This window comes from Binatus sp. (SeqCode) (assembly GCF_035272065.1).
In the GTDB taxonomy this organism is placed as follows: domain Bacteria; phylum Desulfobacterota; class Binatia; order Binatales; family Binataceae; genus Binatus.
The window spans coordinates 38,316-61,468 of the sequence record NZ_DATEQZ010000027.1 but is presented as its reverse complement, the minus strand read 5'-3'; the positions used below and the strand labels follow the sequence as shown (position 1 = coordinate 61,468).

Below are 23,153 nucleotides of genomic sequence, written 5' to 3'. Positions count from 1 at the left end.
CTAACCGACTTTGAGCTTTGCGCGCAGCCGCTCGATCACTAGTTCCGGCACCAACTCGGGCAGGCGCTTGCCGTATCCCGCGACTTCCTTGATCAGGTGCGACGAACTGAAGAACAGCCGGGGATTCGAGAACATGAAGACGGTCTCGACGTTCGGGCTCATCTGCTTGTTCATCTGCGCCATCTGCAGCTCGTAGTCGAAATCGGTCACGGCGCGCAGCGAGCGAATCAAGACCTTGGCGCCGATTCGTTCCGCGTAGTCGACCGACAGGCCGCTGAACTTGTCGACGCGCGCGCGCGGCTCGAGGTCGCGGATGACTTCGCGGATTATTTCGACGCGCTCGTCGCCGGTGAACAGAGCCGCATCCTTGTGCGGATTGTAGGTGACCGCAACGATCACCTCGTCGAAGATGGCGACGCTGCGCCGGATGACGTCGACGTGCCCGTTGTGAATCGGATCGAAGCTGCCGGGGTAAACCGCGATCAGCGGGGAACGTTCTTTGCTTTTGTTGGTCATTTTCCTCAGACCATCACTCTGCACTCGGCGCTGGATTGGGTCGCCGGTAAAAGGCGATCCGGTGATCGCCGATGGTTGCAACGAACGCGCGCTCGTGGGCTTTGGGAGCGGGCGGCGCCGCGGGCGCGCGCTTAGATTGTTCCACTACCAGCCATCCGCCGGGCGCGACGAGATTGAATTCACCGAGCAGCGCCAACACCTCCGCACTCATGTCGTCCTTGAACGGCGCGTCAACTAAGACCAGGTCGAACGACTCATGCGAGCGCCCTAGTTCGCCGAGAGCGCGACGCACATCGGACACTACGATGCGTGCGCGATCGGAGAGCTCGAGCTGCGCGAGATTGGCGCGAATCGCCGCGGCCGCGTCGCGCGATGAATCGACAAACGTCACGTGTGCGGCGCCGCGCGAGAGCGACTCGATTCCCAGCGAGCCGCTGCCGGCGAAAATGTCGAGCACGCGTACTCCGTCGAGATCCATCCGCACGGCGAGGCGCGAGAAAATCGACTCGCGCGCCCGCGCCGAGGTTGGCCGCGTGAGCAATCCGCGCGGCGCCTTGAGCCGCCGGCCGTGAGCATGTCCCGCAATAATTCGCATCGCGTCAGTTTTCGAGGCTCCTTCGATCGAATTTCACGTCAGCCTCTTGCCTCGAAGTCGCGGACGATAGATAACCCGTTCTGCCCGACCCCCGCAAGTTCGCGGACGGATTGAGCGGCGAAGCTTGCGCCTCTGGCGGATTTGCGAAATTTTAGCTACCAATCATTAGATTCCCGAACTCAAGAATTTCGATGTTGAAGGCTCAGTAATACTTCTGCCATGCCCGGAGACCAGCAACCCAAGTTTTCCGACGCGGCTCTCAACGAGTACCGCCAACTGCTCGGCCGCTACCCCACGCGGCAGGCCGCGCTGCTGCCGACCCTATGGATCGCGCAGCGCGAGTTCGGATGGCTCAGCGATGCGACGCAGGATTACGTCGCGCGCCTGATGGAACTGCCGCCAGCACATGTGCGCGCGGTAGTCTCATTCTACACGATGTTCCATCGCAAGCCGGTCGGCCGCTACCTGCTCGACGTCTGCACGAATCTCTCGTGCCGGTTGCGCGGCGCGGACAAAATCGTGGATTGCATCCGGCGCAAATTGAAGATCGAGATGGGCGAGACGACGGCCGACGGCAAGTTCACGCTGGGCTCGGTCGAATGCCTGGCGTCGTGCGGCACCGCGCCGATGCTCCAGCTCAATCAGGACGCCTACGTCGAAAATCTCACCGAAGAAAGCACCCTCAAACTTATCGACGAGCTTGCCGCACGTGACAATTGAACTAATCGCCGGCGCGATCAAAGCGATCCTCATGATCGTGCTCGGGTTGAACTTGTCGCTCTTCCTGCTCTACTTCGAGCGCAAGGGCAGCGCGCTAATCCAGGATCGAATCGGATCGAATCGCGTCACGATCACCGGCCTCGGTAAGCGCATGGGGATGCCCAACCTCGGCATCATCAACACCACCATCGCCGACCCGGTCAAAATGTTCACCAAGGAAGATTTCGTGCCGGCCGGCGCGGACAAGTTTCTGCACACGCTCGCGCCGTTTCTCGCACTGTTCCCGGTGATGATCACGTTCGTCGTGATCCCGTTTGGCGACTCAATTTCGATTGCCGGCCATCGCATCGGTCTCGAGGCCGCCAACCTCAACGCGGGCGCGCTCTACCTGCTCGCGACGATCGGGCTTGGCGTGTACGGTGTAGCGCTGGCGGGATGGTCGTCGAACAATCGATGGGCGCTGCTCGGCGGCATTCGCGCGACGGCGCAGATGATCTCGTACGAGCTGGCGATGGGACTTGCGATCGTGTCGGTCATCATGACGTTCGGCACGCTTAACTTGCAGGAAATCGTGCGCGGGCAGGGCGGCGTGTGGTTTGGATTTCTGCCGCGCTGGGGAATTTTCGTGCAGCCGCTCGCCTTCATTCTGCTGCTCGTCGCTGGCGCCGCGGAATCCAAGCGCATCCCGTTCGACCTGCCCGAGAGCGAATCGGAGTTGATCCAAGGGTATTTCACCGAATACTCCGGCGGCAAGCAGGCGGTGTTCATGCTCACCGATTTTGCCGAGCAGTCGCTCGTCGCGATGCTACTGACGACGTTTTTTCTCGGCGGATGGCAGGTCCCGTGGCTCATGCGCGACGGCTTTCATCTACCGGGCGGCGCATTTCTCGCCGTTCCCGCGCTTGCCGTTTCGATCCTGGGCGTTGTGGCGTTCCTGGTGAAGGTCGTCGCGCTGTGCATCTTTCTGGGCATGGTGCGATGGACGCTGCCGCGCTTCCGCTACGATCAGTTGATGCGCCTCGGATGGAAAGGACTGGTGCCGCTCGGACTGTTCAACGTGCTGCTGACCGCATTCGTCGTGGTGGCAACCGGGAGAGTACAGTGATGCCGCCGTTCGTTTACATCTTTCTCGGCGCGCTGGCTGTCGTCTCGGCGCTCGGCGTCGTCGTTCAGCGCAATCCGATTCACTCGCTACTCGCGTTGATCGGAACGCTGATGACGGTCGCAATTCTGTTCATTGCCGAGGACGCCGTCGTGGTCGGCTTCCTGCAAATCATCGTCTATGCCGGCGCGATCATGGTTCTGTTCCTGTTCGTGATCTGGCTGTTGAATCTTCAAGTCGAAACCGGGCCCACGGGTCATCTCGTGCTCAAGTTTTTTGGCTCGCTGGGAGCTGCGCTGCTGGTGGCTGAGCTATTTTCCATCCTCGCTCGGCCTCATCTGCAGGTGAAGTTTACTCGCCAACCCGCAGGCTATGGCTCTCTCGCAAGCCTCGCCGGCAAGCTGTTCACCGACTACCTGGTCGCATTCGAGGTGACTTCCGTGCTGTTGCTGGCGGCGGTGGTCGGTTCGGTCGCGCTCGCGCGCAAGCTGCCCGGCACCGACGATCCGCGCGCCGCGAGGGACGTCGCATCATGATTCCACTCACCTACATGATGTCGCTGAGCGCGATCATCTTCGCCATCGGCGTGGCCGGCGTGATCATCCGCCGCAACATTCTCGTGATGTTCATGTCGATCGAGTTGATGCTCAACGCCGTAAATCTCGCCTTCATCGCGCTCGGCAGCCGACTCGGTTCGATGGACGGGCAGGTGATCGTCTTCTTCGTGATGACGGTCGCGGCGGCCGAAGCTGCCGTTGGACTCGGCATCATCATCTCGATTTTCCGCAATCGTGAAACCGTCCACGCCGACGACCTAACCCTGATGAGATGGTGACCAGTACCAATGACGGTTGAGTTTCCAGCACTCGCGCTTATCCTGCTGTTCCCCGCGCTCGGCGTGGTGTTCAACCTGTTTTTCGGCGCCAGGTGGGGACGCGGCGCCGTCAACGTCGTCGGCCCCGGCGTCATGTTCGCGGCGTTCGGAGTGGCGACGTGGGCATTTTTGAGGCTGCTCGCGATGCCGGCGGGGAGCGCGCTCGCCGTGCATTTATGGGGATGGATCGAGGCTGGCCGCTTCCACGCCGACCTGGGCCTGCGCGTCGATGCGCTGTCGGGCGTGATGGTGATGATAGTTACTGGGGTAGGCGCACTAATCCATCTTTACTCAGTCGGGTACATGGCGCACGACGAGGATTTCGCGCGCTTCTTTACCTACATGAACCTGTTCGCACTATCTATGTTGATACTCATTCTGGCGGACAACTTGCTAATGATATTCGTAGGGTGGGAGGGCGTCGGACTGTGTTCCTACTTGCTAATCGCATTCTGGTACACGAATCCTCAGTACGCCTATAACGGCCGCAAGGCGTTTGTCGTCAATCGAATTGGTGACGCGGGTTTTCTGCTCGGGATGTTTACCATCGTCGGGACGCTCGGCGCGCACGGTGTCTGGACGCTGAACTTCGTCGAGCTCCGAAACAATGCCGCCCTGCTGGGCGGCGTGGCCGCGACCGCAGCCTGCTTCCTGCTATTCATCGGCGCGACCGGCAAGTCCGCGCAGATCCCTCTCTACGTCTGGCTGCCCGACGCGATGGTCGGCCCGACTCCCGTCAGCGCGCTGATCCACGCGGCGACGATGGTCACGGCGGGTGTGTACATGATCGCGCGGCTCGGCTTTATCTTCACGATGGCGCCCAGCGTACTCGACCTGGTTGCGACAGTTGGCGCGGTCACCGCGCTGTTTGCCGCGAGCATCGCGCTCGTTCAGCCCGACATCAAAAAGGTGCTCGCCTACTCGACCATCAGCCAGCTCGGTTACATGTTTCTCGGCGTCGGCTCGGGCGCGTATGCGTCGGGCGTCTTCCACCTCATGACCCACGCGTTCTTCAAGGGCCTGCTGTTTCTGTGCGCGGGCTCTGTTATTCACGCGCTCGGCGGCGAGCAAGACATGAACAAGATGGGCGGGCTGCGCCGCAAACTGCCGATCACGTTCTGGACGATGTTTATCGCGACGCTCGCGATCGCAGCGGTACCTCCATTATCGGGCTATTTCTCCAAGGACCTGATCCTCGAAGCCGCGTACGACTCGGGACACTCGTGGCTCTGGCTCAGCGGTGTGATCACCGCCGGGCTCACGTCGTTCTACATGTTTCGTCTGATCTTCATGACGTTCTTCGGCGCCTCGCGCGTCGACTCCGAAGTAGAGCATCACATTCACGAATCGCCGGCCGTAATGACTATTCCGCTGATCGTACTGGCTATTCTCGCGACAGTTGGCGGATGGGTAAATCTTCCCGACGGATTGCTGTGGGGAAGCACGTTCGTGCGATTCCTCGCGCCGGCGGTCGGCACCTTCAAACCGGTCATCGAAGCGAGCCCGACCTCCTTGTCGCTCTTCGCGAGCGCCGCTTCGGGCCTCGGAATCTTACTTGCTTACATGTTCTATCTGCGCCTGCCGAGTTTACCGTTCCTCCTCGCGTGGCGGCTGAAGGCTCCTTACGACTTGCTACTCAACAAGTACTACATCGATGAACTATATAACTTCATCGTCACGCGTCCGCTGTTCTGGGTATCGAACAATGTGCTCAACCGCGCGATCGACAGCTTCGTGATCGACGGCGCCGCCGATGGTGCCGGACTCGCCGTTCAGACTGGAGGACAGGTGGCGCGGCGCGCTGAGACCGGCAACGTCCAGCACTACGCATTCGTTTACCTGCTCGGCGCGTTGGGTATCGTGGCTTACTACCTGTTCCTGGTGACTGGCCGATGAACGGCGGCTTGCTCACCGCTTTGATTTTCCTGCCGCTGATCGGCGCGCTCTTCATTCTGATGCAGAGCGAAGAGCGCGCGATTTGGAACTCGGCTTTCATTTTCTCGCTGCTGCCACTTGCGTTGAGTTTCTATGTCCTTGCGAAATTCGATCTGCACATGGCGGATTACCAGTTTGCCGAACAGTATGACTGGATTCCCGCATTCGGGATTACATACCACCTCGGTATCGACGGGATTAGCCTGTTCCTGGTTCTACTGACTACTATCTTGATTACTCTGTCGATCCTCTACTCCGGCGGCGGAGATATCGAGGAGCGTCCGCGTGAGTTCTGCTTTTTCATGCTCGTGCTGGAAACGGGACTGCTCGGCGCGCTGCTCTCGGTCGATCTGTTCCTGTTCTACATGTTCTGGGAAGTGATGCTGATTCCGATGTACTTCCTGATCGGCATCTGGGGGCACGGCCGCAAGATTTACGCCGCCATCAAGTTCGTATTGTTCACGATGGTTGGGTCGCTGCTGATGCTGGCCGCGATCCTGTACCTCGTGTACCAGGCGCACGAGCATTTCAACCGCACCAGCTTCGATTTGCCGTTGCTCTACCAGGTGCCGCTCACCGTGACCGAGGCGCGCTGGCTGTTCGCGGCGTTCGCGCTCGCGTTCGCGATCAAAGTCCCGATGTGGCCGGTGCATACCTGGCTGCCCGACGCTCACACCAACGCGCCCACCGCGGGTTCCGTGATCCTGGCCGGCGTGATGCTCAAGATGGGCACCTACGGCTTCCTGCGTTTCGCGATCCCGCTGTTCCCCACGGTCGCCGTCGAGGCGATTCCGCTGTTCATGGCGCTGGCCGTGATCGGGATCATCTACGGCGCGCTGGTCGCGATGATGCAGCCCGACCTCAAACGCTTGATTGCCTATTCGTCGGTTAGTCACCTGGGGTTCGTGATGCTCGGAATATTCGCGCTCAACCCCGAGGGTATCGACGGCGCGATTTACCAGATGCTTAATCACGGCGTATCGACCGGCGGATTATTTTTGCTGGTCGGGATGCTTTATATGCGCCGCCACACGCGCGAGATTTCCGAGTTTGGCGGCCTGTGGAAGCGCGTGCCCGTTTACGCCGCGGTCTTCATGGTCGTGATGCTCTCGTCGATTGGCCTGCCCGGGCTCAACGGTTTCGTCGGCGAGTTTCTGATCATGCTCGGCGCGTTCTTGAGAATCAGGCTGGCTACAGTTTTCGCAGTCGTGGGCGTGATCCTGGGCGCGCTCTACATGCTCTGGACCTACGAGCGCGTGATGTTCGGGCCGATCACCAAGGCCGTGAACGAAACGATCAGCGATCTGAGCGGTCGCGAGATTGCCGTGATGGTGCCGGTGATCGCGCTGATGCTGTTCATGGGACTCTTCCCGCGTCCGCTGATCAGCCGGATCGAACCGTCGGTGACCGCAATGCTCGCGAGAGCGAATTTCGCGCAGGCTCGTCTGGAGATTGAACGACAACCGAATCTAACGGCTACTCTGCCGAAACTGAACCGCGAACCTGAAATTGCGGCGGCCGCACGATGAGTCCTTTCAACCTCGCCGCGATCAACTTTGTCTGGCTGCCAATCCTGCCGATGGTTGTCGTCGCAGTGGCCGCGATGGTGGTGCTGTTGGCCGGGGTGCGCGTTGACGACAGCGAAAGCGAAGGCCTGGGACTGGTGACCCTCGCGTCGCTGGGCGTTGCGTTCGTGTTCACGCTCGGAATCGTCGGGCAGTACGGCATCGCTTTTGCCGGCGCGATCTCGATCGACAGCTTCTCGGCATTTTTCGAGCTGGTGATTTTGATCGCCGCCATGTTCACCGTGATGATGTCGCTCGACTACGCCGCCGAGAACCATATTCCCGGCGCCGAATACTACTCGCTGCTGCTGCTCTCCGCGCTCGGCATGATGCTGATGGCGACGGCCGGCGACCTGATCGTCGTCTTTCTCGGCCTCGAGACGATGTCGATCCCGGTTTACGTGCTGGCGGGAATCATGCGCCGCAACGCGAAGTCGAATGAGGCGGCGATCAAATATTTTCTACTCGGCGCGTTCTCGACCGGTTTCCTGCTCTACGGAATCGCGCTGGTTTACGGCGCGACCGGTACTATCAAGCTCGGTCCGATTCACAACGCGCTTGCTTCCGGCGCGCTGGGATCGAACCCCCTGCTGCTGCTCGGCATCGGCCTGATGGTGATCGGTTTTGGCTTCAAGGTCGCCGCCGTGCCATTTCATATGTGGACGCCGGACGTCTACGAAGGCGCGCCGACGCCGGTGACCGCCTTCATGGCGGTGGGTGTGAAGCTTGCCGCGTTCGCCGCCTTTGTTCGCGTCTTCCTGGTCGATCTCGAATCCGTCGGTGCACATTGGCAGACTGTGTTGTGGGTAGTTGCGGCACTGACGATGACCGGCGGGAATCTAATCGCCGCCGTCCAGACCAACATCAAGCGGATGCTTGCATACTCCGCCATTGCACACGCGGGCTACCTGTTGCTGGGGATGGCCGCGGGAGTGCGATCGGGCCCGGCGATTCTGTACTACCTACTCGGTTATGCATTCACGAATCTTGGCGCGTTCTCAGTAGTAATTGCGCTCGAACGGCGCGGAGAAGTAGGTAATCAGATTAGCGACTTTCGCGGACTGGCGGCGCGCCAGCCGTTGCTTGCTGGTGCGATGGCCATCTTTCTATTGTCGCTGACCGGGGTTCCTCCGATGGCCGGCTTCGTCGGCAAGTTCTACATCTTCAGCGAGGCGCTGCAGCAGGGCTACGTCGGACTGGTAATAATCGCAGTACTCAATAGTGTAGTCTCTGCATATTACTACTTTTATGTACTAGTCGCGATGTATATGCAGGAGGGCGGAGTCGAAGTCGAGCGACTGAGCAGTCGTCCTGCGCTGGTCGCGGCAATCGGGCTGGCAGCGCTCGCTACAATCTTGATTGGAGTTTATCCGCAGCCGTATATCGCGTCCGCCGCCAACGCTTTTCATTCCGCCGGCGGCGCCGAGGGAATCCACGCCGCCGCGCTCGGCCAGTAGTGCGGATCTTTCGACCGCCGTTACTTGCGGCGCGCGGGATTCTTCGACACGAGCTTCTTTGCGGATTTCTTCGGCTGCTTCGCCGGCGCCCTTGGCTTAGTCGCAGCCTGCTGGCTGGTCACGCCGCCCGCGTAAGCGTCGGCTTCGATCTCGATCATCATGTGTGGATTCGCGAGCCGGCGCACTTCGACAATCGTCGATGCGGGCGGCGAGTCGGCAAAGAATTCCTTGTGCGCGCGCGCCACTTCCGCGAAACGTCCCATGTCTGTGACGAACATCCGAGTGCGAATCACGTGATGCATCGCGAGACCCTCGCGCTCAAGAGCCGTGCGAATATTCGCGAGCGCCTGGCGCGCCTGCGCGTACATCTGGCCCGCGCCGACGATCAGCCCGCGCTCGTCGGTGGCCGTGGTGCCCGAGACCGCGACAACGTCGCCGGCCCGCACGAGGCGCGAATAGCCGGCGATCGGCTCCCACGGCGTGTTGCTCGAGATTCGCGAGATCGCGCTCATCGTAATCTCCCTCTCCGCTAGCGAAGTCGTACGCGCGCGCGAGTCTATTCTTAAGCGTCGCGACCGGGGTAGGCCTCTTCGAGTTCCCGCGCCACCGAGCGCATCGGCGGACCGACCAGCCGTCCCGACGGCATCAGCCAGTTGCGAATTCGCGTGAGCGTCGGCACGCTCGCGGTCGGACGCTCCGCGCTTCGCACCATGTCGAGTTCGTGCTCGACGATTTGAGAATTGTGCCGATTTGCGAGCCCTATGCCCGCGAAAATAACGCGCCGCTCTTCCACCCTGCTACCTCCACCTCATCCGCCCTAAGGCGCCAAATGCTGATCGAATGATACAGATGCCCACGAAATAGTCAAAAAATTTCTTGCACGCGGACTGCGGGCCGCTCGCGCCGACGGACTGTGAATACCCGGCAAAACGCGCGCTTGAAGTTACGCGGCGCCTGTCGTATTCTTGCCCCGTTTCAAATTTCCGCGCTCAAGTGAGCACCGACCAACCAAGGAGAAAGCGATGCGCAAGGTCCTGCTTCTGGCACTAGTTTCGATGTTCTTCGCGACGGCTTGCACTAAAACCGAAGAGACGGCTCCAGCCCCCGAAGCTTCCGCCTCGGCTGCCGCGAGCGAAGCCGCCAGCGCCGCTGCCGCTCCCAGCGCTGCGGAGGCGGCAAGTCCGGCTGCCCCAGCCAGCCCGGCCGCGCCGTAATTCACTTCGTTTCCTGAGCGGGTTCCCGCGCGCCGTTTAGAGCCGTCGGCGCGCGGGAGACTCGCTGACCGCGCTCCCCGGGGAAGAACCTTGACTCGGACCCGCTTGGGTTTCCGCCAGTGCTCGTCAAGCATCATTTCCGAGACTCCAGCAGCTACTGCTCCTCGTCAGGCTCCTTCTCATATCCGCCGCTGCTTTCCACGGATTCTGTTGACGCCTCAGGCGCGGCGTGAGGCTCTTCGCTGCGAATTATCTCGACCGCGCGATGCGCCGCTTCTCCCGCAAGCTTCTTCAGTTCCTCGGATTTCCGCGCCAGTTCCGCCGTTGTGCGCGATAGCTCCGACCTCAGCTCCGCGGACTTCTTCGTGTACTCCGCCTTGAGCTCCGCAATCTTCGCGAGCGCCTGCTGACGGGCCGCGTCGCGCTTGCCGGCGGCGCCCAGCGCCGATTTCAGAGCTGAGGCGAGCTTGCGGCCCTGGTCGCGCAGCGCCGCCATCTGCGACGCGAGTCGCGCGCGAGCTTTTTGCGCCTCGCTCTTGACGCGCGCCTCGATCTTTCGCGCCCTTGTCTCGCGCTCGAGCCTGACCCTCAGACCCTTGACGGTCTTGCGCAGTTGCTCGAGTTGCTTGTGCGCGGGGTTCGCAGCCTTCTTCGTCCGCTTCACCGCCTTTTTCTTTGTCGGCATCCGTCCCTCCGTTGCAAAACGTTTTTTCCCCATTTCCAGCTAAGTCCCGTTCGAACAATAGATCAATGCGGAGTCAAAGTTGGACACTTCGGGTTGGTCTCTCTGCACGACGCTAGTGCTACGATGCGTTCGCAATGGCGACCACCGTCCCCAAACCCGCCGCTCCTTCCGACCAGCTGAAGCCCGGTCTCTCACTTTTCGATTCCGTGACCCTGGTGGCCGGCTCGATGATCGGCTCGGGCATCTTCATCGTCTCTGCCGATATCACGCGCCAGGTCGGCACGCCGGCCGCGTTGCTTCTGGTCTGGCTGGTCGCCGGCGTGATGACGATTGCGGGCGCACTCGCATACGGCGAACTCGCCGCGATGATGCCGGCTGCGGGCGGCCAGTACGTCTATCTGCGCGAGGCCTATGGCGGGATGTGGGCGTTCATGTTCGGCTGGACGCTGCTGCTCGTCATCCAGACCGGCACGATCGCGGCCGTCGCGGTTGCGTTCGCGCGGTTCGCCGGCGTCATGTGGCCGGTGCTCGGCTCGAGCCTCTGGGTCGGCGCCGGCGGCGCGGGACTGTCGGGCGAACGCGCGGGCGCGATCATTGTGATCGCAGTTCTCACCGCCGCCAATCTGCGCGGCCTCGACATGGGCAAGTGGCTGCAGAACTCTTTCACCACCGCCAAAATTCTCTCGCTCGGTTTGATCGTCGTCGTCGGATGCGTGCTGCTCCCTAATCCAGTTGCGACTCATGCAAACTTCGGCGGCTCGACCGCATTCTTCGGCAGCCCGTCGATGTCGATCGCGGGAGCGGGCGTGTTCGGCGCCGCGATGGTCGGTGCGCTGTTCTCGGCCGACGCGTGGGCGAGCGTCACCTTCGCTGCCGCCGAGGTCCGCAATCCGAAACGCGATCTCCCGCTTGCGCTTGCGTTTGGAACGGGCGTCGTCATCGCGCTCTACATCCTCACCAACGTCGCCTACCTCTGCGAGCTGCCGGCGACGGGAACTGCGGACGCGGCCAGCGTGGTGGGACGCGGGATCGCGCACGCATCGAGCGACCGCGTCGCCGCCGCCGCGATGCAAGTAGTGTGGGGCGGCGCGGGCGCGAAGATCACGGCAATCCTCGTGATGATCTCCGGCTTCGGATGCGCCAACGGACTGATCCTCACGGGCGCGCGCGTCATCTACGCGATGTCCCGGGACCGCGTCTTCTTCGCCGCCGCCGGACGCCTCAATCGCGCGAGCGTGCCCGCCGTCGCGCTCGTTATGCAGGGAATCTGGGCCGCCGTTCTCACCTTGTCGGGCACTTATTCCGAACTGCTCGACTACGTGATCTTCGCGCAGTTGATGTTTTACGTGCTGACGGTGTCTGCCGTATTCGTGCTGCGCCGGCGGCTGCCGGGCGCGCCGCGTCCCTACCGCGCGTGGGGCTATCCGATCGTGCCGGCGCTCTACGTCCTCGCGGCCTCGGCCCTGATGATCGATCTGTTGATCCTGAAACCCCGCTTCACCTGGCCGGGACTGCTGATCGCGCTGAGCGGCGTCCCGATCTACTACTGGACAACCCGCTCTCGTTCCGCGCGGCGATAGTTACTGGTTTCGCTGGACGTCGGGACTTGAATTGTCGGGACTTTCTTCCGTCGTGGTAGGGAGCGGCGCGCCCGCCTGCGCGCAGTCGGTCTGCCCCAGCTTGCCGCCGCGGAACTCCTGCACAATCGAAGTCAGGATGTAGGTGCTGCGCTCGGGCGACTGATTGCCGGCGAGCTTGAACAATTCAGCCGCGTTGCGTGCCGCTTCGGTGGCATCGTGGTCGTTCTTCGGCAGTCCGTAGATCTGAAATACCTTGCACAGCGATTCGATCCCGTCCTTTCGGTCGCCCTCGGTAATAGGAGCGTTCGAACCCTGTGCTGACGGCGCGGATTCGCTCGTTGCGCTTGTCCCGGCTAGGTCGCGCACCACTCCGCGAAGAAAGGAAAAAATCAGAAACAACACGACTAGGGCGGCGATCGCCCGTCCTGCCCGCTGACCCGCGGAAAGTTCGCTCCATGGGAGCAGCTCGAATCCGCCCTTGCCCGTGCCGCCCCCGCCAGGAGCGGGCGTGCGAATCGTCGGCGTGCGAATTTCGGGTTTGTACGGCTTAGGCTGCGGCGATGTTGCGCGTGTCTGTGGCGAAGGAGCGGGCTTGCCACTCGGCTTCGGCTGAGGCGACATCGGATCACTTGCCGGCCTCGCCAGCGGAGTCGCGCAGTACCCGCAGAATGCTGTGCCCTCGGGGTTATCTTTGCCGCACTGCCCGCATGCAGGCATCAAATTACCTTGGCCATATCTGCAAATTTTCGCGGAACCAGCGAACCAGCCCCCAGGCAGTTGTTCCCAGCCCCGTCTTTCCCCCTACCGCAAAGTCTTTGGCTGTCCGACGAGGCACAAGCCATAATCGGCGACTCTACAAGTATGAAAGCTACAGCCGCGGCGCCCAAAGTCAATATGGCTGACAAAAATTCACTGCGCGACAAATTTGCTGCTCCTAGCTACTTCATCGCTCCGGCTCTCTGATTTGCTGGACGCCCCAGGCATTTCTGCAACCATTTTTCCGCGGTCGGAACTGACGAAAGATCCAGTTGGATGTACCGCGCAATACTCATAACCGACGCCACGTTCAGATCCGCAATCGTGAATTCTTTGCCTAGCAGGTACTCCGACTTCCGCAGATGATCGTCGAGCACCTTCAGCGGCGCCTTCAGCTTCTCGACCGCCGCAAGCGCCACCTTCTCGTCACGCTGCGCGGCCGGCAGCATGATTCGATGCTCGAAAATTTCGATCAGGCGCGTTTCCACCTCGGTCATGCCCCAAAGGCTCCACTGATAGCATGCGCCATGACCCTCGACGGTTGAGGGCCACAGGGGCGCCTTCCCGCATTTTTCCGCGACGTACAGATTTATTGCCATCGACTCCCACAGGATCGTCCCGTTGTCGTCGAGCGTCGGAACATGCCCGTTCGGATTTACTTTCAGGTACTCCGGTTTTCGCGTCTCGCCCACCAGCACCTGCTCAAATTTGACGCCGGTCTCTTCCAATGCCCACAGGCTTCGCCCCGCGCGCGACATCGAAGATCCGTACAACTTGATCATCCTGGTTCCTCCAGTTTCCCGGTCAATTCACATCGCGCCGCTCGGATGCATTTCCATTCCATGCATGCAACAATCGATCGCGATGTCATTACGCCATGCGAACCGCCCGTTCGCAATTGTTGCGATACTGCTATTCGCGGCAGGCATCGCGCGCGCACAAGAAGGCGCGGTGCCGATCCCCGATTCCTCATACAGCGACGGCGCCAATAGCTATCAGTCACCGACCGACCTGCCGATGCCCGCGCCGGACGATCCGACTAATCCTAACACTGTGACAATTCCAATTCCGGGTGGCGGCCAAATTACGGTTGACGGTCCCGACGCGCCTAGCGACACGTCCCTGCCAATCCTGCCAGGCTCGCAATGGGGCACACAGCAGCAAACCCCATACTCGCACGATGTCGGCCCGATTGGGCCGTAGCGCGGCTCGAACCTTCAATAGGCCGCTTCCAGAATCTTAACCAACTGCTCCGGCATCACGTCCGCCCCGACGGTATTCGCTCGCTTCACTTCTTCGAGGACTGTCCCCGCGATTCGCGAGATCTCCTCGCGCGGCACGCCTACATCACGCAGCCGCGTCGGCACCTCGAACTTGCCGATAAACTTTGCCGTGCGATCGGCGCATTCCATCGCCGATGAGCGCGGACTGCGCGCGTCGAAGCGCACGCCGAATCCGTCCGCGATCGGCGCGAAACGATCCGCGGCGACATCGGCCATAAAGCGCATCACATGCGGCAGCGTGATGCATGACGTGATGCCGTGCGGGACGTTCCACATCGGTCCGATCTGATGCCCCAACGCGTGCGAGATTCCGCCGCGCGTGTTCGACATGCCGAAAATCGAGAGCCACGCCGCGAGCTGGCATTGCACGCGATGCTCGAGTTCGTCATTGCCATGCGTTTGCAACGACGGCAACAAATGCGCATTCAGCAGTGCGATCGCCCGCGTCGCGAGCGTGTCGGTGACAAGCTGATGGCGCGTCGAGTATGAACCCTCGACCGCGTGATCGAGCGCGCGCATCCCCGTCGACGCCCACAGCCATGCCGGCGTCTCCGCAGTCAGCGCCGGATCGAGAATTACCACCCTTGCTTGCAGGCGCGGGTCGGCCACTCCGCCTTTCACTTTGGTGGATTCGTCGGTGACGCCGCCCGCCGGCGTGAACTCGCCCGCCGACAACGTGGTCGGTATCGCGATATGCAGAATCTCGCCGCCGCCCGCATCCGCTGCAGCCGCGCCCGCGAAATCGATGGTGCGCGAGCCGGCGCGGCCGCCCATCAACTGCCACGCCGCGTTCTTCACTGTGTCGATCGGACTGCCGCCGCCGAAAGTCACCATCGCATCGGCGCCGACTCGACGCGCCTCCGCCACCAATTCCGTGACGGTATGCGACGGCACATGCTGCGCCGCGCCTGTGAACACTCCCGCCAGCGGGACGCCGGCCGCGCTCTTGACCTTGTCCAGCAGTTTCGAGCGGCCGAGCGTCTTGCCGGTCACGATCAATGCGCGCTTCGCCCCGCGCCGCGACAATTCGTGTCCGAGCGATTCGACTTTGCCGACACCAAAGACAACCGTCTCGAGCCGCGTGAAATGATACTCGCCCGAAGTCGTGTTCAATTTTTTTCTCCTTACTCCCCAAAATCACATTTTGGTGCTTATCGCTACCGAAAGCACGGCCCCGACGCTTGCGATGCCAATCGAACAGGGCGGACACTGGCACAGCCACTTTCGATTGTTACTCCCGCATTCGATCGCTTTTACAAGGACAGGTTAAACATTGAAACTACGGCACACTGCCGTCGCGCTCGCGCTTCTGGGCTGGTATTTGATGATGCCGCCGCAAACCAAGTTCTGGTGGATCGGCGCGCAACGCTCCGATGATACGGCCCCGCTCAACCGGTGGACGAATACCCAGTCGTTCGACAAGGCGCAACTATGCGAGGCGGCTCGGATGTCTACTCGGGTGCAGTCTGGAGCAATATGCGTTGCCACCGACGATCCTCGCCTCAAAGGCCTTTAGTACTTGAGGAACAACACAAAAAAGTGAGTGGGCTGGTTTTTGTGATACGATCGCAAGTACCCTCACCTACCGGCCGCGATACGACCGGCCGCCGCTCCCGTACGTAACGGGCGCGGTAGGATTAGCTTCGTCAGGACGACACAAAAAAAGTTCTAACCGGACCCTACGAGTACTCAGGGTAAACTCCGCCCGCATCCTTATCTTAATACTGGGTGCAGGGTCACCCCTGCTTACGGATTGATTATCACTAGAGTGCCGGTGGGGAGCAGGCGTTTCAGTTCTTCGACGTCTTCGTCGTCCACTGAGATGCATCCTGTGGTCCAGTTGACGTCGCCGCTGTTCAGCAGTGGATTGTCGGTGCCGTGGATTCCGATTCTGCCGCCCACTCCTACCGGATGGCCGTCTTCATTCGGCACCTCGCCGCCGTCGCGTAGTTGCTCGTAGCGATGGCGGTCAATGTCGTTCGGATAGTTCAGCGTAAGGAACCAATCCCAGCGGCGGCTCGGGTGCCTCCCGATGATTGTGTAAACACCCTCGGGTGTGCGCCGGTCTCCCTCCCACAGTTTTGTGCCGGGCTCGAAGCTGCGCCCGAACACGGCGTGGTAGTCCTTAAACAGCCGGCCCTTGTAGTAGACGACGAGTCGGTGGCGTTTTTTGAAAACATTCACCGACCAACTGAGCGGATCCATAAAAGCGATATCGCGCGTCTTGTCGAAGAGAAGCTGACCCGGAGTCGGCACGCGATCGGTGCGGACTCCGTCGATTTTCACCTGCGGGAGCGGAGTTGGGGTCGCCGTAGGCGTGGCCGTCGGAACCGGGGTGTCCAGGACATCGGGCGGCGGGGGGCCCGGTATCCCCGAATTGACGTACTTCTGGTTTGGACTGTAGTAGGGAGCCGGCGGCTGTACGCCTGCTTTCTCCGCGTCGTCCGCGGTGATCGGCGTGATCGATTGCGCGACCGCCGGGGCGGGTCCGGCGAGCGCGGGCCCGACGGCACACGTCATAGCTATTGTCGCGGCAATCAAGGCGCCGGCAATCGATCCGGCAATCCTGCCCATCAGCTCCAGCAAAGCTCCAGCATCGCGGTCACATTATCCATTTTGTGAACGCTTGGTGCGAAGGTCAATTGTACAGTACCGTCAATCTCCCGGGAGCTACATTCGATGGACAACAATCTTGCGCGCGCGATGGCCGGTTTCACCACCGGAATATACGTTTTGACCACGCAGGAGAATGGGCGATGCCACGGGATGTCGTCGTCGTGGGTGGCGCAGGTCTCGGGCGAGCCGGTGATGTTCACGGCGGCGGTCGATACTGCGCACTTCAGCAACGGCGTGATCGTGAGGACAGGTGCGTTCGGACTGAACGTCGTGGGACACCGCGGGCGGGAGCTCGAAGATTATTTTTATTCACCGCGCGCGCGCCGCAACAACAATCTCGACCGGATCGAATTCGAATCGTCACCGACGCTTGCGGTGCCGTGGCTGAAACTCGCGATGATCGCTCTGGAAGCCCGCGTGATCGACAGCCGGGTCGTGGGCGACCATACGATTTTCGTCGCGTCGCCGGTGAATGTGCGCGTGAGCGCGAACGATCGGCCGTTGACGTCGCTCGATCTCGACTACGTTTATCTCGGCGGCCGGCAAGTCTTTGCTCGCGATCGCTCGGGATGGGACTGACCCGCCTCACGCTAGGCCCGCTCAAGCCCTTCTAACATGGACGAAGTCCCGCTCCCGCGGAGGTGCCGATTTCTTTTTTCTTGATACTGGGTGCAGGGGTCACCCCTGCCTTTGACCGTCGGCAAAATCGTTTGATAGCATCCGCGCGCGGAGAGATTTGGATGCCAATCGAAAAGAACGAACTGCGGCGCGTGATGGGTCATTTCGCGACCGGCGTTACCGTGATCACGTCGATTCGGAGCTCGGGCGAGCTGCACGGCCTGACTGCCAACGCGTTCACGTCAGTCTCGCTGATTCCGCCGCTGGCGCTGGTCTGCGTGGACAAGAAGGCCGAGAGCTATCCGTGTTTCGAGGAGAGTAAAGTCTTTACCGTCAACGTGCTGGCGTCGGACCAGGAAGCGTTGTCGCGCAAGTTCGCGGTCAGCGGCGGCAACAAGTTCGAAGGCGTCAGTTACAAAATCGGCGCGAACGGCGCGCCGATCCTCGACGGCGCGCTCGCCTACCTCGAGTGCAAGGTGACGACCGCGATCGACGGCGGCGACCATACGATTTACCTCGGCGAGATCGAGCAGGCCGAAACTCCGCACGAGGGCAAGCCGCTGCTTTTTTTCCGCGGCGGCTACCGCGAGCTTGGCGACTAGCTCGCATACGCCATCGTGAGCGCTCCGGCACGACTACCCGGAATTAGCGTTTTCCTGCCATCGCATAACGAGGAAGGCAACGTCGAGCGCGTCGTGCGCTCGTGGGTCGCCGAATGCCCGCGCGTCGCGGATGACTTCGAGGTGATAGTGGTTGACGACGGCAGCCGCGATCGCACCGGCGAGATCGCCGAACGACTCGCCGCGGAGGACTCCCGCGTCAAGGTCGTGCGTCATCCGGTCAACCGCGGCTACGGCGGCGCGGTGATCTCGGGAATCCGCGCGGCGACCCAGCCCTACGTGCTGCTATGCGACGGCGACGGGCAGTTCGATCCGTCAGATCTGGAGCGTCTGACCCCGTTTGTCCCCGGATACGACGTAGTTGCCGGGCATCGGGTGCGCCGCGCCGACCCTCTGATGCGCAGAATCAACGGCAAGGCGTGGACGACGCTGGTCCGGGTTCTGCTCGGCATCACGATCAGCGACATCGATTGCGGCTTCAAGTTGTTCAAGCGCGAAAAGCTCGACGGGATGGAATTGCGCGCGCATGGCGCGATGATCTCGACCGAGCTGATGGCGCGGCTGGCGGGCCGTAACGCAAAGGTAAAAGAGGTGGACGTGCAGCATCTGCCGCGCCTGACCGGCGAGCAATCGGGCGCGAATCTCAAGGTGGTTGCACGGGCGTTTAAGGAGCTCATAGCGCTATATCGCGAGCTTAGAGCCGAGCGGGAAGGGCGGACGCAGGACGGTTCCGCGCAGCCGTGAAGAGGGACCAACGCATACGCAAAGCGGATAGACGATAGACCGATTGCGTCATCGCGGCGTGCTCTCCCGAGAAATTATGGCATTGTTCCCTCAACATCTTGCCGTCACCCCGATGGCACAGGTATAGCAATAGCCTAGTCACATTGCGGCCCATTAAGGGACCGCCCAGATCAAGGAGATCCACGAGTATGAAGCGCACCCTTTCAGTTCTTTCCGCAGCTTTCTTCGCCGCCGCGTTGGCGATGCCGGCTTTTGCCCAAGCCCCGGCTGCGGCACCTGCGGCGCCCGCAGCGGCAGCCCCGGCGCCCGAGGCGAGCATGGCAGCCCCGGCTGCGGAATCATCGCCGGCGGCGACCCCCAAACATCATCACCGCCATCACCACAAGGCAGCCGCCGCGAGCAGCGAAGGCGCGATGGCGTCACCGGCGGCGGAAGCATCGCCGGCCATGGCTCCTCCAGCCAATCCGTAACAGCTTGACGGATAATTCGACAGGGCGACCGCACGCAGCGGCCGCCCTGTTTCGAATCGCCTGAGGAACTTCGATCCATTAAGGGTCGGGGGGGCACAGTTTGGCTTTGCCTCCGGCGTTCGGTCGGTCGCGCGAACCCGGATTTATCCGGAGCGCGGCAGGCACGACGCCTTTTCTTGAGCGCGCAGCGTTGCAAAACGCGCTGCGCGTTTTTTTGTGGCGAAGATTCCTGCTACCATCAAATTTCTTCCCGCGGGAATCACGGGTCCGCGAGGGGATAATAAGTTGTTGGGCTTTCGGCGTTCGAGCATTTGTCTTGTCGCTCTGATCGCGCTGGTATTCCAGTCGCCGATCAGCGCGCGCGCGAGCGCCAAAGACAGTTCTTACGATGAGCAGGTTTGCGATCCGCTGGCTGACTATTTTCTGGGCATGGAAGATTATCCTGAAGCAATCCGCCGTCATCGCGTAGTGATCGACGACGATCCCGGCAACGCGCTCGCACACTATCATTTGGGTTTCGCGTACGGCGTCGTCGGCGAGCATCGCCAGGAACTCGCCGAGTATCAGAAAGCGATCAGCCTCGGCCTCGACGATTGGCAGTTGTTCCTGAACCTCGGCCTGCTCTATCTCGAAGGCGGACAGACGCGAGACGCGACTCAAGTGCTGCGGCTGGCCGCCCTGCTCGGACCGGAGCGACCCGAGACGCATTTCAACCTAGCGCTCGCGTATGAGCGGCGCGGGGCACTCGCACAAGCCGAGCAGGAAGCGCTACTGTCGCTACAGATCGATCCGAGTCAACCGGACGCGCGCAACACGCTCGGCGCAATTTACGCCGAGGAAGGCAACTACGTCAGAGCGAGCCAGGAATGGAACGAGCTGGTTGGTGAGATTCCCGATTACACGCCCGCGCGGACCAACCTCGCGATTCTGCAACACGTCGAGAGCGGCGGCGGCTCGAAGGGCGCGGTCGACTCCCGCGGTTTCATTCGCGTTCCCTAAGCGCGGCGAATCGGATCACGACAGACGACAAGGGCACGTGATGGATTTGGGGAAGTGGTGGAATTTGTCGGGGTGGCGTCAGGCGGTCGCTAGTCTGAAATTGGTATCATCGTTCGGCCTGGCAGTAATATTGAGCGCGGTCGTCGTGCTGGCGGCGTCGCCGGCGGACGCGACTGCGCAATGGCGCCGGGTGCATAAGCCGGTTCATTCGAAGCGGGCTGCCAGGGCGGCCACTTCCCGCGGACCTCTCTACAAAGGCGCGCTGCTCGAGGATGCGGACAGCGGCCGCGTGCTGATGGCCTACAACGCCGACATGGAGTGGCCGCCGGCCTCGATGGCCAAGATGATGAACCTGCTGGTGGCGCAGGAGCAGATCAATGTGGGCCGTTTCAGCGGCAACGATCTCGTGAGAATTTCCGAACGCGCCGCGCATACCGGCGGCTCGCGCGTCGGCCTGAAGGAGGGCGACGTCTATCCGCTGCGCGAACTGATGAAGGCGGCGCTGGTCAAATCGGCCAACGACGCCGCGGTCGCAGTCGCGGAAAAGATCGGAGGATCCGTCGAGGCGATGGTCCGCATGATGAACGCGCGGGCGCTGCAACTCGGGATGACCCATACGGAGTATCAGACTGTCGATGGGCTGCCGCCGCGTCCGACCCATGATGCGGACCGCACGACGGCTTACGACCTCGCGATCGTGGGCCGCGCGATCATCCGCGAAACCAACCTGCTGATGTGGTCGAGCCAGGAGAAGATGGATTTCGATAACGGCGTCTGCATGCTGAACAACACCAATCATCTGATCGGGCATTTCGAAGGATGCGACGGGCTCAAGACCGGCTTCACGTTCCAGGCGGGCTTCAACGTCACCACCACGGCCAAGCGCGGCGACATGCGGCTGATCGCAGTGATTCTTGGCGCGCCATCGAATGCGCAGCGCTTTGCGCAAGCGGCGAAGCTGATGGAATGGGGCTTCGATCAATTCACCGCGGTGTCGCTGCTAAAGTCCGGGCAGCCGCTGCCGGTCCATGTGCAGGTTCATGAGGGTCCGCTCATTCAGCCAGTCGCGTCGAGCGAACTCAAACTCGTGGTGCCGAAGGCCGACGCCTCGGCAGTGAGGCTTGTGTACGATATACCGCCCGCGGTCGACGGGCCGGTCACGACGGGTGAGCCGCTTGGGCGAGTGATCGCGCAGGACGAAGGAACAGTAGCAACCGAAGTGATGGCGATAAGCCCGATCGCGTTCACCGCCCCACATACATTATCGGGCGAGGCGTACAACGCGTCCGCGCCGCCGTCGACTAATCCGAACCAGGAGAACCAATGAAGGTAGCCTCGAAACAGCGAAACCGGCGCAATCGCAAACTAGCGCGCAAGAAAAAGAGCGACCCGCATCAGGCAAAGTCCCGCCTGCGCAAAATGCGCCGCACCAGAATCCGCGGCAAGTAGTTCGCAAGCGCGTCGCGATGTCTTTCGATGGGCGGTCCTTGTCGGGCCGCCCGTTCATTTGTGACGCAGGAAAAAATGGCAACTGAAAGACGCCAGTGCATCGGGTACGTCGCGCTCGTCGTTCGTGACTACGATGACGCAATCGACTACTACACGAAATCGCTCGGATTTAAGGCCGTCGAGGACACCGCGCTTGGCGGTGGCAAGCGTTGGGTACTCCTTGCGGCGCCGGGATCGGTCGAGACGCGATTGTTGCTGGCCAAGGCGTCAACGCAGGAGCAAATGGCGCGAGTTGGCGATCAAACCGGCGGCCGGGTTTTCCTCTTCCTTCACACCGACAATTTCCAGCGGGATTACCGCGAGATGATCGCTCGCGGCGTTAAGTTCTGTGAAGCTCCTCGCGACGAATCGTACGGCACCGTCGCGGTGTTTGAGGACCTCTACGGCAATCGATGGGATTTGCTGCAACTGCGACGCTAGGCACCCGTTATTTTCACGCATTTGTTGGCAATCGTGCCGCGCGAAATTGACAAAGGTTGCGGCGGTCGGTTACCAATGTATGTGCCCCTCGGATCGACAACCTCGTATAGCGGAGAAAGTTTCTGGCCGATGTCTCGGTGATTGCCGTCGTACCGGCGCGGTACGGATCTTCCCGCCTGCCCGCAAAGGCGCTGGCGGAGATCGCGGGTGTGCCGATGGTGGTGCGGGTGTGGCGGCAGGCGTCGAAAGCGAAATCCATTGCGCGCGTGATCGTCGCGACTGACGACGAACGAATCGCGGCGCCCGTACGCGCGGTGGGCGGCGAGGCGATGATGACCTCGCCGGCGCATCAGAGCGGCACCGATCGAATCGCCGAGGTCGCATCGAAGATCAGCGGCGACGTGTTTCTGAGCGTGCAAGGCGATCAACCGTTCATCTCACCGGCCGACCTCGACGCGCTTGCCGAGGCGATGTGCTCCGACGCGTCGATTCAAATGGCAACGTTAGCCACGCCGATCATCGACCTGCTCGAATGGACTGATCCGAACAAGGTGAAGGTCGTGTGCGGTGCTGACGGGAACGCGCTATACTTTTCGCGAAGCCCGATTCCACATGCGCGTGACGGCGGGATGCCCAAAGAGGCGCTCCGCCATATCGGTGTTTATGCGTACCGGCGCGACTTCCTCATGAAATTCGCCGCCCTTCCGATGGGTGTGCTGGAGCGAATCGAAAAGCTCGAGCAGTTGCGTGCGCTGGAGCATGGTTACGTTATCAGAGTGATTAAGTCGGTGGCGCCGTCGCTTGAAGTAGATACCGCGGACGACCTTAAACGCGCCCGCGAGGCGGCCTCGGATTCAACTCGTTGAGGATGGGGA

26 protein-coding genes are annotated in these 23,153 nt (G+C 61.4%); 17 read left to right on the top strand and 9 right to left on the bottom strand.

Annotated elements, in window-relative coordinates:
- Complete coding sequence (gene coaD, locus VJX68_RS04525) at positions 1 to 516, bottom strand: pantetheine-phosphate adenylyltransferase (RefSeq protein WP_324094467.1); 516 nt, start codon at positions 514 to 516, stop codon at positions 1 to 3.
- Positions 517 to 529: 13 nt separating this feature from the next.
- Positions 530 to 1,111, bottom strand: coding sequence for a 16S rRNA (guanine(966)-N(2))-methyltransferase RsmD (rsmD, locus tag VJX68_RS04520; RefSeq protein WP_324094466.1), 582 nt, complete (start codon positions 1,109 to 1,111; stop codon positions 530 to 532).
- Positions 1,112 to 1,330: 219 nt separating this feature from the next.
- Between rsmD and VJX68_RS04515 the strand changes: the two genes are divergently transcribed.
- The 7 genes from VJX68_RS04515 to VJX68_RS04485 are packed head-to-tail and all read left to right on the top strand — an operon-like array spanning position 1,331 to position 8,764.
- Complete coding sequence (locus VJX68_RS04515; RefSeq protein WP_324094465.1) at positions 1,331 to 1,831, top strand: NADH-quinone oxidoreductase subunit NuoE family protein; 501 nt, start codon at positions 1,331 to 1,333, stop codon at positions 1,829 to 1,831.
- Positions 1,821 to 2,936 carry a complex I subunit 1/NuoH family protein gene (locus tag VJX68_RS04510; protein ID WP_324094464.1) on the top strand — a complete coding sequence of 372 codons (1,116 nt, stop codon included), beginning with the start codon at positions 1,821 to 1,823 and terminating at the stop codon, positions 2,934 to 2,936. Before VJX68_RS04515 ends, VJX68_RS04510 begins: the two co-directional genes overlap by 11 nt.
- The gene (locus tag VJX68_RS04505) at positions 2,936 to 3,469 is read left to right on the top strand and encodes an NADH-quinone oxidoreductase subunit J family protein (RefSeq protein ID WP_324094463.1); all 534 of its coding nucleotides are present in this window, start codon (positions 2,936 to 2,938) and stop codon (positions 3,467 to 3,469) included. The genes VJX68_RS04510 and VJX68_RS04505 overlap by 1 nt, the downstream gene beginning before the upstream one ends.
- Entirely contained in the window at positions 3,466 to 3,768 is a 303-nt protein-coding gene (nuoK, locus tag VJX68_RS04500; protein ID WP_324094462.1) for an NADH-quinone oxidoreductase subunit NuoK, read from the top strand. Before VJX68_RS04505 ends, nuoK begins: the two co-directional genes overlap by 4 nt.
- A gap of 9 nt (positions 3,769 to 3,777) precedes the next feature.
- Positions 3,778 to 5,703, top strand: a complete 1,926-nt coding sequence (nuoL, locus tag VJX68_RS04495) for an NADH-quinone oxidoreductase subunit L (RefSeq protein WP_324094461.1) — start codon at positions 3,778 to 3,780, stop codon at positions 5,701 to 5,703.
- Positions 5,700 to 7,271: an NADH-quinone oxidoreductase subunit M gene (locus VJX68_RS04490; RefSeq protein WP_324094460.1), complete on the top strand. Its 1,572-nt coding sequence runs from the start codon at positions 5,700 to 5,702 to the stop codon at positions 7,269 to 7,271. Before nuoL ends, VJX68_RS04490 begins: the two co-directional genes overlap by 4 nt.
- The gene (locus VJX68_RS04485; RefSeq protein ID WP_324094459.1) at positions 7,268 to 8,764 is read left to right on the top strand and encodes an NADH-quinone oxidoreductase subunit N; all 1,497 of its coding nucleotides are present in this window, start codon (positions 7,268 to 7,270) and stop codon (positions 8,762 to 8,764) included. The genes VJX68_RS04490 and VJX68_RS04485 overlap by 4 nt, the downstream gene beginning before the upstream one ends.
- A gap of 20 nt (positions 8,765 to 8,784) precedes the next feature.
- Here VJX68_RS04485 and VJX68_RS04480 read toward each other — a convergent pair whose 3' ends face one another.
- From VJX68_RS04480 to VJX68_RS04470, 3 genes are all read right to left on the bottom strand, one after another.
- Positions 8,785 to 9,276, bottom strand: a complete 492-nt coding sequence (locus VJX68_RS04480) for a RidA family protein (protein ID WP_324094458.1) — start codon at positions 9,274 to 9,276, stop codon at positions 8,785 to 8,787.
- Between the two features lie 50 nt (positions 9,277 to 9,326).
- The gene (locus VJX68_RS04475; protein ID WP_324094457.1) at positions 9,327 to 9,557 is read right to left on the bottom strand and encodes a hypothetical protein; all 231 of its coding nucleotides are present in this window, start codon (positions 9,555 to 9,557) and stop codon (positions 9,327 to 9,329) included.
- 575 nt (positions 9,558 to 10,132) lie between these two features.
- Positions 10,133 to 10,663 (bottom strand): hypothetical protein, encoded by a 531-nt coding sequence (locus VJX68_RS04470; protein ID WP_324094456.1) that lies wholly within the window; start codon positions 10,661 to 10,663, stop codon positions 10,133 to 10,135.
- A gap of 134 nt (positions 10,664 to 10,797) precedes the next feature.
- Between VJX68_RS04470 and VJX68_RS04465 the strand changes: the two genes are divergently transcribed.
- A complete protein-coding gene (locus tag VJX68_RS04465) occupies positions 10,798 to 12,243 on the top strand; it encodes an APC family permease (protein ID WP_324094455.1) in 1,446 nt (481 codons plus the stop codon).
- Here the strand turns inward: VJX68_RS04465 and VJX68_RS04460 are convergent, their stop codons facing one another.
- Positions 12,244 to 12,864 carry a hypothetical protein gene (locus VJX68_RS04460; protein ID WP_324094454.1) on the bottom strand — a complete coding sequence of 207 codons (621 nt, stop codon included), beginning with the start codon at positions 12,862 to 12,864 and terminating at the stop codon, positions 12,244 to 12,246.
- A 317-nt stretch (positions 12,865 to 13,181) separates the two neighbouring features.
- Positions 13,182 to 13,781 (bottom strand): glutathione S-transferase family protein, encoded by a 600-nt coding sequence (locus tag VJX68_RS04455; RefSeq protein ID WP_324094453.1) that lies wholly within the window; start codon positions 13,779 to 13,781, stop codon positions 13,182 to 13,184.
- Positions 13,782 to 13,863: 82 nt separating this feature from the next.
- Between VJX68_RS04455 and VJX68_RS04450 the strand changes: the two genes are divergently transcribed.
- On the top strand, positions 13,864 to 14,202 hold the full coding sequence (locus VJX68_RS04450) for a hypothetical protein (protein WP_324094452.1): 339 nt from the start codon (positions 13,864 to 13,866) through the stop codon (positions 14,200 to 14,202).
- 14 nt (positions 14,203 to 14,216) lie between these two features.
- On the opposite strand, the gene VJX68_RS04445 is transcribed toward VJX68_RS04450, so the two are convergent.
- Together VJX68_RS04445 and VJX68_RS04440 are read right to left on the bottom strand one after the other, a co-directional pair.
- The gene (locus VJX68_RS04445) at positions 14,217 to 15,395 is read right to left on the bottom strand and encodes an iron-containing alcohol dehydrogenase (protein WP_324094451.1); all 1,179 of its coding nucleotides are present in this window, start codon (positions 15,393 to 15,395) and stop codon (positions 14,217 to 14,219) included.
- A gap of 633 nt (positions 15,396 to 16,028) precedes the next feature.
- Positions 16,029 to 16,856: a L,D-transpeptidase family protein gene (locus VJX68_RS04440; protein WP_324094450.1), complete on the bottom strand. Its 828-nt coding sequence runs from the start codon at positions 16,854 to 16,856 to the stop codon at positions 16,029 to 16,031.
- 105 nt (positions 16,857 to 16,961) lie between these two features.
- Between VJX68_RS04440 and VJX68_RS04435 the strand changes: the two genes are divergently transcribed.
- The 8 genes from VJX68_RS04435 (at position 16,962) to kdsB (ending at position 23,144) form a co-directional block, all read left to right on the top strand.
- On the top strand, positions 16,962 to 17,477 hold the full coding sequence (locus tag VJX68_RS04435) for a flavin reductase family protein (RefSeq protein WP_324094449.1): 516 nt from the start codon (positions 16,962 to 16,964) through the stop codon (positions 17,475 to 17,477).
- Positions 17,478 to 17,638: 161 nt separating this feature from the next.
- Complete coding sequence (locus VJX68_RS04430; RefSeq protein ID WP_324094448.1) at positions 17,639 to 18,118, top strand: flavin reductase family protein; 480 nt, start codon at positions 17,639 to 17,641, stop codon at positions 18,116 to 18,118.
- Positions 18,119 to 18,133: 15 nt separating this feature from the next.
- Complete coding sequence (locus VJX68_RS04425) at positions 18,134 to 18,880, top strand: glycosyltransferase family 2 protein (RefSeq protein WP_324094447.1); 747 nt, start codon at positions 18,134 to 18,136, stop codon at positions 18,878 to 18,880.
- A 188-nt stretch (positions 18,881 to 19,068) separates the two neighbouring features.
- Positions 19,069 to 19,350 (top strand): hypothetical protein, encoded by a 282-nt coding sequence (locus VJX68_RS04420; protein WP_324094446.1) that lies wholly within the window; start codon positions 19,069 to 19,071, stop codon positions 19,348 to 19,350.
- Positions 19,351 to 19,638: 288 nt separating this feature from the next.
- Complete coding sequence (locus VJX68_RS04415) at positions 19,639 to 20,349, top strand: tetratricopeptide repeat protein (protein WP_324094445.1); 711 nt, start codon at positions 19,639 to 19,641, stop codon at positions 20,347 to 20,349.
- Between the two features lie 40 nt (positions 20,350 to 20,389).
- Entirely contained in the window at positions 20,390 to 21,676 is a 1,287-nt protein-coding gene (locus tag VJX68_RS04410; RefSeq protein WP_324094444.1) for a D-alanyl-D-alanine carboxypeptidase family protein, read from the top strand.
- Positions 21,677 to 21,873: 197 nt separating this feature from the next.
- Positions 21,874 to 22,278: a VOC family protein gene (locus tag VJX68_RS04405; protein ID WP_324094443.1), complete on the top strand. Its 405-nt coding sequence runs from the start codon at positions 21,874 to 21,876 to the stop codon at positions 22,276 to 22,278.
- A 137-nt stretch (positions 22,279 to 22,415) separates the two neighbouring features.
- Complete coding sequence (gene kdsB, locus VJX68_RS04400; protein WP_324094442.1) at positions 22,416 to 23,144, top strand: 3-deoxy-manno-octulosonate cytidylyltransferase; 729 nt, start codon at positions 22,416 to 22,418, stop codon at positions 23,142 to 23,144.
- Positions 23,145 to 23,153: the final 9 nt, after the last annotated feature.